Origin of the sequence: Alcanivorax sp. MD8A (genome assembly GCF_002888555.1) — a bacterium.
GTDB lineage: Bacteria > Pseudomonadota > Gammaproteobacteria > Pseudomonadales > Alcanivoracaceae > Alcanivorax.
Map to the genome: position 1 here is coordinate 96,350 of NZ_AQOQ01000002.1, position 9,414 is coordinate 105,763.

General features: G+C 58.4%; 11 protein-coding genes. 5 read left to right on the forward strand and 6 right to left on the reverse strand.

Annotated elements, in window-relative coordinates; all coding sequences use genetic code 11:
- The first annotated feature begins 103 nt into the window (after positions 1 to 103).
- On the forward strand, positions 104 to 913 hold the full coding sequence (gene mutM / locus A15D_RS01535) for a bifunctional DNA-formamidopyrimidine glycosylase/DNA-(apurinic or apyrimidinic site) lyase (protein ID WP_022985728.1): 810 nt from the start codon (positions 104 to 106) through the stop codon (positions 911 to 913).
- 136 nt (positions 914 to 1,049) lie between these two features.
- Positions 1,050 to 1,424, forward strand: coding sequence for a hypothetical protein (locus A15D_RS01540; protein WP_022985727.1), 375 nt, complete (start codon positions 1,050 to 1,052; stop codon positions 1,422 to 1,424).
- Between the two features lie 79 nt (positions 1,425 to 1,503).
- Here A15D_RS01540 and A15D_RS01545 read toward each other — a convergent pair whose 3' ends face one another.
- Positions 1,504 to 2,277 carry a TetR/AcrR family transcriptional regulator gene (locus A15D_RS01545; protein ID WP_102790487.1) on the reverse strand — a complete coding sequence of 258 codons (774 nt, stop codon included), beginning with the start codon at positions 2,275 to 2,277 and terminating at the stop codon, positions 1,504 to 1,506.
- 65 nt (positions 2,278 to 2,342) lie between these two features.
- Positions 2,343 to 3,491 carry a radical SAM family heme chaperone HemW gene (gene hemW / locus A15D_RS01550; RefSeq protein WP_102790488.1) on the reverse strand — a complete coding sequence of 383 codons (1,149 nt, stop codon included), beginning with the start codon at positions 3,489 to 3,491 and terminating at the stop codon, positions 2,343 to 2,345.
- A 137-nt stretch (positions 3,492 to 3,628) separates the two neighbouring features.
- On the opposite strand from hemW, the gene A15D_RS01555 reads away from it, so the two are divergent.
- Positions 3,629 to 4,084, forward strand: a complete 456-nt coding sequence (locus A15D_RS01555) for a YaiI/YqxD family protein (RefSeq protein ID WP_022985724.1) — start codon at positions 3,629 to 3,631, stop codon at positions 4,082 to 4,084.
- On the opposite strand, the gene A15D_RS01560 is transcribed toward A15D_RS01555, so the two are convergent.
- The 4 genes from A15D_RS01560 to A15D_RS01575 all read right to left on the reverse strand — a co-directional run bounded on the left by A15D_RS01560 (position 4,075) and on the right by A15D_RS01575 (position 7,248).
- Positions 4,075 to 4,752, reverse strand: coding sequence for a hypothetical protein (locus A15D_RS01560; RefSeq protein ID WP_102790489.1), 678 nt, complete (start codon positions 4,750 to 4,752; stop codon positions 4,075 to 4,077). The genes A15D_RS01555 and A15D_RS01560 overlap by 10 nt on opposite strands.
- An 84-nt stretch (positions 4,753 to 4,836) precedes the next feature.
- Positions 4,837 to 5,433, reverse strand: coding sequence for an RdgB/HAM1 family non-canonical purine NTP pyrophosphatase (rdgB, locus tag A15D_RS01565; RefSeq protein WP_022985722.1), 597 nt, complete (start codon positions 5,431 to 5,433; stop codon positions 4,837 to 4,839).
- A gap of 56 nt (positions 5,434 to 5,489) precedes the next feature.
- A complete protein-coding gene (gene metW, locus A15D_RS01570) occupies positions 5,490 to 6,080 on the reverse strand; it encodes a methionine biosynthesis protein MetW (protein ID WP_022985721.1) in 591 nt (196 codons plus the stop codon).
- On the reverse strand, positions 6,073 to 7,248 hold the full coding sequence (locus A15D_RS01575; RefSeq protein WP_102790490.1) for a homoserine O-acetyltransferase: 1,176 nt from the start codon (positions 7,246 to 7,248) through the stop codon (positions 6,073 to 6,075). Before A15D_RS01575 ends, metW begins: the two co-directional genes overlap by 8 nt.
- A gap of 121 nt (positions 7,249 to 7,369) precedes the next feature.
- Here A15D_RS01575 and A15D_RS01580 point away from each other — a divergent pair, with 121 nt between their 5' ends.
- Both A15D_RS01580 and A15D_RS01585 read left to right on the forward strand, forming a co-directional pair.
- Positions 7,370 to 8,671 carry an MFS transporter gene (locus A15D_RS01580; protein ID WP_022985719.1) on the forward strand — a complete coding sequence of 434 codons (1,302 nt, stop codon included), beginning with the start codon at positions 7,370 to 7,372 and terminating at the stop codon, positions 8,669 to 8,671.
- A 90-nt stretch (positions 8,672 to 8,761) separates the two neighbouring features.
- A complete protein-coding gene (locus A15D_RS01585; RefSeq protein ID WP_031226603.1) occupies positions 8,762 to 9,373 on the forward strand; it encodes an outer membrane beta-barrel protein in 612 nt (203 codons plus the stop codon).
- Positions 9,374 to 9,414: the final 41 nt, after the last annotated feature.

The following is a 9,414-nucleotide window of genomic DNA, read 5'->3' on the forward strand; positions in this document are numbered from 1 at the left end:
AGCGAAAACAGGGCTAACGGCGAACCTTCGTGATGCTACCATACCGGAAGCGAGTGGATGCTAGCTATTCACTGTTAACTATTCATTGTTCACTGCTTTTGCCATGCCTGAATTACCCGAAGTTGAAACCACCCTGCAGGGTATCCGTCCTCATCTTGAGGGGCGGGTGTTGCGGGGTGTGGATGTGCGTGAGGCGCGGTTGCGCTGGCCGGTCAGCGAGGCCCTGTATGCGCTGAAAGACTGCCCGGTGCTGGGGCTGAAGCGGCGAGCCAAGTACCTGCTGATACAGCTGGCCGAAGGGCAGTTGCTGATCCATCTGGGGATGTCTGGCACCTTGCGGGTAGTGGAAGCGGGGACCCCGCTGCGCAAGCATGATCACGTGGACTTGCGACTCGATGACGGCAAGGTGTTGCGGTTCAATGATCCTCGCCGGTTTGGCACGGTACTGTTTCAGGCGGGCGCTGCAGATCACCCGCTGCTGGAGAAACTGGGGCCGGAGCCGTTGGGGGACGACTTCACGGGCGAGCGGCTGTTTGACCGCTCCCGTGGCCGCAAGGTCGCGGTGAAAAGCTTCATTATGGATAACGCCACGGTGGTGGGTGTGGGCAATATCTATGCGCAGGAAAGCCTGTTCCTGGCGGGTATACATCCCTCCAGGGCGGCAGGAAGGGTATCCAGAGAGCGTTATGATCGCCTGGCTGAAGCCATTAAAGCGGTGTTGGCGAAGGCCATTGAAGCGGGCGGTACCACACTGCGGGATTTTACCCGGGCAGACGGGCAGCCGGGCTATTTTGCCCAGTCGCTACGGGTATATGGGCGGGCCGGGCAGCCGTGCATTCAATGCAAAACCGTGCTCAAGGCAGATCGCCACGGACAGCGTAGCACCAGTTATTGCCCGCAATGTCAGCGCTGATCAACGATTGAACAATTTCCGTATTGCCGGGCTTGGTGCAAAGGTGTAGATTGTGATGCAATTGTCGGAATATTAACGACTTAGCTGAAAGAATGTCAGCGATACTTTAACTATAAGAACGCAAGAGGGACTGACCATGAAGCGAGCAAAGCGCCCGGTAGTGGCATCTGCACTCGCCGCCACCATGATGCTCACCGCAATGGCTCCCATGCCGGCTGTGGCTGGCACCATGGCGGGAGATCGTCCGGGGGAAATCGCGATGATTGCCGACACCATTATCGCCCGCCCGGTATTGCTTGCCTCCACCGTCGTTGGGGCTGGGTTGTTTGTGGTGACTTTGCCCTTCAGCCTGCTCGGAGGGAACGCCGGAGAGGCAGGGGAAGTGCTGGTGATGAATCCTGGCAAAAACACCTTTGTGCGTTGCCTTGGCTGTACGCCAGCCCAGCATGAAAGTCTGAGGGCGGAAAAGGCGACCCGTGATGCGTCTGAGGATGTTGCCAGCGCAGATTAATTTGGCGAGCCACGCTGAAATAAAAAAGCCCGGCATATGCCGGGCTTTTTTGTGGCTTGCGTCAACAGGCGTTTGCCAATCAGCCGCAGGCGCGGTCGCTGTCCAGGTTCAGGCAGCCGCTCTTGTCGCTACAGAGGTCGCCAAACAGCGCATTGCACAGCTCTGATACCTTGCTGTTCAGTGCAGCATCGTCGAAAGGGTTCTCGGCGAGCGGCTGCCATTGCATGGCATTGAGTTGCAGCTGCACGTGTCGCAGCAACATCCGGTAAGGATCGTTCAGTGCATACATGTTGAGAATGCCTTCGGCATGAATCAGGGTGTGCATGCCAATCGTCATGGCCCACTGGCCAACGCTGAACGTCAACGGCGCATTCCCGTGGCTTTCGAGTTCGCCGTTGTCCATTGCTTCCTGCACAACGCCTTCGACCATGCGACCGATGGGCTGGTGTGCTTCCAGAAGCTGATCACGGCGATGGGTCGAAGCGGCCTGCCAGACCACATCGGTCATGACGTATTGCTCGAGCCGGAAGTGCTCAGGATGGTGTTGGGCAAACAGGGCAAAAGCCACGGAGAAGCCCATCATTTTGTCGCGGCTGCTAAGGGAAGAGTCCGCGACCCGCTTGAAATACTCGCGTCGAGTAACGGTAAGCTCCGTACAGACCGCCATGAGCAGGTCTTCCTTGGAGGCGAAGTGGTGGTATAGCGTGCCGGTAGCGAAGTTGCAGCTACGCGCAATGGCGGCCATCTGGATACCCAGCAGGCCCTCGTTGCACAGCTGCTGCCGTGTGGCTTCAATAAAAAGTTGTTCGCGTTCTGCAAGGGCCTGTTCGCGCCCGCTTCGAGTTTTAATCATGGTGAAATTCTTGTCTTGTCCGTATGACTAGTGTGGTTACCCGGGCACTAATACGCAAGTGCCATTCACAGCGTATTGGCGAGGGTTTCCAGCACTCCATTCAGATGTTGCAAACCGGTACGGGTGCATTTGATATGACCTTGCTCCATGGCAATGAGCCCCCGGTATTGCAAATCCCCCAATAAGCCTTCCCATTCTGCCGTATTCACCCCCGTCCTGTCCGCTATCACCTGTAACGATATGCCACCGGTGAGGCGTAATCCGTTAAGTAGTGCCTCAAATGAACGATCAGCACCGGTCACAGGCTGTAACTGGCGACGACTTTGGGCCGGGTCGGCGAGGTAATCTTCCGGTTTACGGGTTTTCTGGAAGCGCAGAATGGCATTATCCGCTGCCTTGGTGAGCTTGCTGTGAGCCCCGGCACCGATCCCCAGGTAGTCACCAAATTCCCAGTAATTGCGGTTGTGGCGGCATTCAAGGCCCGGTCGTGCAAAGGCGGACACCTCGTAACGGTGATAATTGTGCCTGGCCAACAGGGCGAAACCGGCCTCCTCGGTGTCGGCCATGCTGTCGCCGTCCGGTTGCTGTGGCGGCGAGCGGTAAAAGACCGTGTTGGGTTCGATGGTGAGCTCATACCAGCTTAGATGAGTAGGCTGCAGAGCAATGGCCTGTTCCAGGTCGGACAGCGCCTGGGCCTGACTCTGGCCGGGCAAGGCGTGCATGATATCCAGATTCAGATTGTCGAAGCCGGCCGCCCTGGCTTGTGTGGCGGCACGCACCGCGGCACTGGCATCGTGGATACGCCCCAGTGTCTGGAGGTGACCGTTGTTGAAACTCTGCACCCCGATGGACAGCCGATTGATGCCCGCTTCCCGGAAGCCCTCAAAACGGGCGGCCTCTGTGGTGCCGGGGTTGGCCTCCAGGGTGATCTCGGCATGCTCGGACAGAGGCAGGCGGGCACGGATACCGGCAAACAGCTCCCGGTAAAACGCGGGCGACATCAAACTGGGGGTTCCCCCACCAATAAACACCGTCTCTACCGGCCGCTCCCCTGCCAGTTGCAGATCCTGCTCCAGGTCCACCAGCAACGCCTGCAAATAGGCCTCTTCAGGCAATTCGCCGCGCTCATGGGAATTGAAATCACAATACGGACACTTGCGCACGCACCAGGGCGTGTGGATGTAAAGGGAGAGGGGGGGAGGGGTGAGAGGCATGGAGGTCAGTTAACAGTGAATAGTTAACAGTGAACAGCTAAATTCACCGGCTTGGGGTATGGTAGCAAACCGTCCGGGCGAAGTGTGTGTTTTGCCTTCGCTGTTCACTATTAACTGTTCACTATTAACTGCTTTTTATGCATATCTGGGTTGATGCCGATGCCTGTCCGAGGCCGGTGAAAGAGGTCTTGTTCAAAGCGGCGCAGCGGGTGCAGGTGCCGTGCACCCTGGTGGCCAACCAGGCCATTGCGGTGCCGAGGTCGGCGCTGATCCGCTCCATTCAGGTGGGGCAGGGGTTTGATGTGGCAGATAACGAAATTGTCCGCCGATGTGAACCGGGGGATCTGGTGGTCACCCAGGATATCCCCCTCGCTGCGGAGGTAGTGGCGAAGGGCGCAGAGGCCGTGACGCCCCGGGGGCACTGGCTCGACAAGGATACCGTGCGCGAGCGCCTGAACATGCGGGACTTCATGGAAGAGATGCGCTCAGCCGGGATGGAAACCGGTGGTCCGAAAAGCTATTCCGCCCAGGACAAGGGGCGGTTCGCCAATGCACTGGATCGTTGGTTGGCACGTCACCGGACTCAGAAGTAGCCCATTACCCCGATTTGCCCCCAGCTTTCATCCTGGCCGCCATCGCGGCGAACGTCTTCGCCGGCCCAGCTGTGCTGCCAGCCGGCGTAGAAACTCAGTCCTTCGATGGCGTTCCAGGTGAGCTGCAATCCGGCCTCAAGATTGTTGAGTCCGTCGTTGGCCTCACTGGCATAGCCATCGTCATAGGTCTGGGTAAGCCGCAGGTCCACGATCACGGTTTCCCATAGTGGTGTTTCGGCGATGGCAGAGAGGGCGTAAAAACGACCGCTGGCCTGCTTGCTCCAGGTGCTGTCCAGAGCCAGCCGGATCAGCGTAGTCAGCCTGCGCGATACGCCGATGCCGACCTCGACATCGTCGGGATCCTGAGGGTGGAACTGCAGGTAGCTGACATTCAGGTAGGGGTTCCACTCTCCGAAATAGGGGGCGTATTCGGCGTAGAGGGTGTTTTCGCGGTAGTCGCCGCCGGCCTCCCAGGCTTGCCAGACTCCGGCAGCGATATCCGCCATCACCAGATCGCCGCCGACGCTATAGAGGCTGCTGCCATCCAGATTGTCGCGACCTTCGGAAATATATTGGCTCTGCCACTGGGTTTGCAGGCTGCCCTGCAGGCCAGCGGCAAACAGTGGCGCCGGAAGGCTCAGCAGGGTGACGATGACACGTAAAGACACGGCACAGCTCCTTGTGGCGTGGAGTGAAAGTCAGGGTAACCCGTTCGCCGTGAAACGAAAATGAGAGCTGCGGGCCGTGTCGTCCTATGGCTCGCGTTTCAGCTGGGTGAGCAAGGCGGCCATGGCCTTGCCGCGATGGCTGAGGGCGTTCTTCTCTTGCGGATCCAGTTGTGCTGCAGTGCAACCCTTTTCCGGAACGAAGAAATGAGGGTCATAGCCGAAGCCCTGTTCCCCCTGGGGCTCCAGAACGATTTCGCCGTCCCAGGTGCCCTGACACAGGATCGGGGTGGCATCGTCTTCATGTTCCATCAATGCCAGCACGGCCACGTAGCGGGCGCCCCGGTTGACGTCGGGAAGATCGGATAACAGCTCGACCATCAGTTTGTTGTTCTTGGCGTCGGTGGCGCCGACCCCGGCAAAACGGGCAGAGAACACGCCGGGGGCACCGCGCAGGGCATCGATTTCGATCCCGGAATCATCGGCAATGGCGGGCAGGCCGGTATGCTTGCAGGCGTTGCGGGCCTTGATGATGGCGTTTTCCACAAAGGTGGTGCCGGTTTCGTCCGCTTCCGGCACATCGAATTCGCTCTGCGGTACCACCTCGATATTCAGTGGCGAAAGCAGCCCTTGCAGTTCTGCGAGCTTTTTCTTGTTGCCAGAGGCAAGAACGAGTTTTTCCATGGAGAACTCCTGCGTTGTTAGCTGCGTGCGTCTAACTGCGTAGCACGTAGCTGTCTTTATGCCTTGACTCGATAAATCGCAATTTCGCCGAACAGATTGGGCCACCACTTGCTCAGTATGCTGCGGCGGTGCTCGCGGTTGATCACCTGTCGCTCGAGAATCTGAATGCCGTGTTTGCGACAATGGGTCTCGAAGTCCTGCACGGTGCACAAGTGAATATTGGGCGTGTTGTACCACTCGTAGGGCAGTGCGGAGGAGACAGGCATGCGGCCCTTGAGCCCCAGATAGGCACGAATCTTCCAGTGGCCGAAGTTGGGGAACGTGATAATCGCCTCGCGGCCGACCCGGACCATTTCGTTGAGGATCTGGTCGGGCCGTAATACCGCCTGCAGGGCTTGTGTCATCACCACATAATCAAAGCGATGGTTCTGGAAGTTGCCGAGCCCACCGTCCAGATCCTGCTCCAGTACATTCACCCCTTTCTCGAAACAGGCGGCCAGATTGTCCTGATTGATCTCCAGGCCGTAACCCTGGGCCTGCTTGTGTTCACCCAGCCAGGCCAGCAGGGTGCCGTCACCACAGCCGAGGTCCAGCAGCGTGGCGCCCTTGGGGATCCACTGGCTGATCAGTTGCAGATCATCACGCATGGTCTGACTCCGCGGTGCTGCCGTGTTCTATCTCGTTGGCGACTCTGTGCATATACGCCCCGAACAGCTTGGTGTATTCCGGGATATCCAGCAGGAAGGCGTCATGGCCCTTGGGGGTGTCGATCTCGGCGTAGCTGACGTCGCGCCCCGCGTGTACCAGGCCATCGACAATTTCGCGGCTACGCTCCGGTGCAAAGCGCCAGTCGGAAGTGAACGACATCACCAGGAATTTGCAGCTCGGCTTGCTGAGCGCGGTTTCCAGGGAATGCTCGAAGTCCCGTGCCGGGTCGAAGTAATCCAGCGCTTTGGTCATCAGCAGGTAGGTATTGGCGTCAAAGTTGCGCGAGAACACCTCACCCTGGTGGCGCAGGTAGGATTCCACCTGAAACTCCACATCAAAACCGTAGTGGAAGCGGCCGGAGCGCAGGTCGCGGCCAAATTTCATGCGCATGGCATCATCACTGAGATAGGTGATATGGCCCACCATGCGCGCCAGAATCAAGCCCTGACGTGGGTAGGTGTCGTGCAGGTAGTAGCGCCCGCCATGGAAATTCGGGTCGGTAAGAATCGACTGGCGGGCCACTTCGTTAAAGGCAATGTTCTGGGCCGACAGTTTCGGGGCCGCGGCAATCACCACCGCGTGGCTGAGACGGTCCGGGTAGTCGATGGACCATTGCAGGGCCTGCATGCCGCCCATGCTGCCACCAATCACCGCCGCCCAGCGCTGAATGCCCAGCACATCGGCTAGCCGCACCTGGCTGTTCACCCAGTCCTTCACGGTCATCATGGGAAAATCCGGCCCCCAGGGCTGACCGGTTTCCGGGTTGATTGCCGATGGGCCGGAGGAGCCGTGGCAGCCGCCGAGATTATTCAGACATACCACAAAGAAACGGTTGGTATCGATCACCTTGCCGGGACCAATACAGGTATCCCACCAGCCCGGACGCTTGTCCTTCATGCTGTGGTAGCCCGCCGCATGATGGTGACCGGACAAGGCATGGCAGATCAGCACCGCGTTGGACGCGTTGCGGTTCAGGGTGCCGTAGGTTTCATATACCAGTTCGTAGGACGGCAGGGTTCGACCACACTCCAGTTCGAGCGGGGTGTCGAAATGGTGTGTTTTTGGCTCCACCAGACCCACGGAATCTGCGGGGATCTCTTGCGGCATGATGACTCGCTTACATAGGTTGTCGCAAAGTCTAAAGCTCGACCGGTGGGGGCGCAATGCAGGACCGGTAACCGGCCGTGGTAACATGGCCCTTTGTGGAAACGGGAAGGGACCATCTTCTATGGCATCCGACAAATTGCTCGATACCCTTTATCAGAAAGTTGCCAATGATGAGGATGCCCGCACCTGTACCGACATTTCGGATGCGGCCTGCCGGGAGGTACCGGGTAACTTCTTTCGTATCATCAGTGCCAATACTCTGACCAAGATCGGTGATCTGCTGATCAATCCGAAAACGGTGCTGGCGTGGTTGATCGGTGCCGTCGGGGCGCCTGCTTCTCTGGCGGGGTTGTTGGTGCCGATTCGTGAGTCTGGGTCACTGATCCCGCAATTGATGATTGGTGCCCTGGTACGCCGCTACCCGGTGCGAAAGGGCTTTTGGGTGCTGGGGGCTGCTCTGCAGGGGGTGGCTGTGCTTGGCATGGCAGCGGTGGTGTGGTGGCTGGACGGTTTGCAGGCGGGACTTGGGGTAATCGGCCTGTTGGTGCTGTTCAGTATTAGCCGTGGCTTCTGCTCGGTGGCCATGAAGGATGTGCAGGGCAAGTGCATCCCCAAATCACGGCGGGGGCGCCTCACCGGGTTATCCGCCACCTTGTCCGGTGCGCTGACGTTTGCGCTGACACTGCTGCTGTTTCGCGGCGATAGCGACCCATCCATGCTGTTCTACAGTGCGTTGTTGGCGGGGGCCGGCGTGGCCTGGTTGGTTGCTGCCCTGGTGTTCTGGCGGGTGGATGAATACCCCGGAGCCAGTGAGGGTGGCAGTAATGCCCTTAAAGAGGCTTGGGCTAGCCTGTCGTTGCTGAAAACAGATCGTCCATTTCGACGTTTCGTGCTTGCCCGCGCCTTGTTGATGGCCTCTTCGTTGGCATCCCCTTTCCTTGTGCTGCTGGCTCAAGATCAGTCAGAGCTGGCACTGATGCTGGGTAGCTTCGTGCTGGCATCGAGCTTGGCCAGCGCAGTAAGTGCAACAGTGTGGGGCTACATGGCCGACAGCTCCAGTCGTGCGGTGATGATCCGTGGTGGCGCTTTGGCGGCGCTGGTATGCCTTGGCGCGGGTGGGCTGTCACTATCCGGCTGGCAGCCAGATGGGGTGCACTGGTTCTATCCGGGCGCGTTTTTTGTTCTCGCTATCGCACATGCAGGTGTTCGTATCGGACGCAAGACCTATATGGTGGATATGGCAGGGGGAACCAAGCGAACAGATTACACGGCCGTCAGTAATACCGTGATCGGGGTTTTGCTGCTGGTGGTTGGTGTGTTCAGTGCGGCGGTGGCGACGCTGGGAAATGATTGGGCGCTTGTGGTGCTGGGGGGTATGGGAGCAGCAGGGGTCCTTTGTGCGATATCGCTTAAAACCGTGTAAGTAATATCCTAAAGCTATATGGGGAGACTGCCTGCGTTGCTATTTTGCGCTAAGGTGAGTGGTTTGTTTGTCATCCTTTCTGGGGGAAAAATGAAGAAGACGTTAGTGGTTATGCTTTGCTCATTGGCAGCGAGTGGTGTCTGGGCCGAAGAAAGCCCGAGCCGGGGTTTGATGGTTGGGGCAGGAGTAGGGATCGATACCGGTAACTTCGCGGACGAGCTCGAAGACGAGCTGGGTTCGGGCTTCAATGTTGATGATGATGGCGCCAACACAGGGGCGGACCTGTATGTCGGGTTTGCCTTCGGCGGAGCCTCATCTGTACGCCTGGGCTACCGGAAATTTGGTGAGCAGGCAGGTGAGGTCAGCTTCGGTGGAGCAAAAATCGGAGAGTATGAAGTGGATGCCGATGGCCTGTATCTGGCTGCGGATCTGATGTTCCCTGTAGCGGATACCGTGTACCTCGGTGGCACATTGGGACTGCAACGGTGGGATGGAGAGTCCACTACTCGAACCGCATCGGGCACTTCCAGAGCCTCCAGTGAAGGGAGTGACTTTTTTTATGGTGTGCGCGGCAAGTTTCTGTTCAATCAGGGCAAGGCCGGTGTCGTTGCGGGCTATACCTTGTACCGCTTCGAGGATGAGCGTGGCGATGAGCTCGAGTACGACAGCATCAGCCTGGGATTAGAAGGCTACTTCCGCTGATGTCCTTGTCACTGGTCTCGCCGTTTCTGGTGATACCGGCC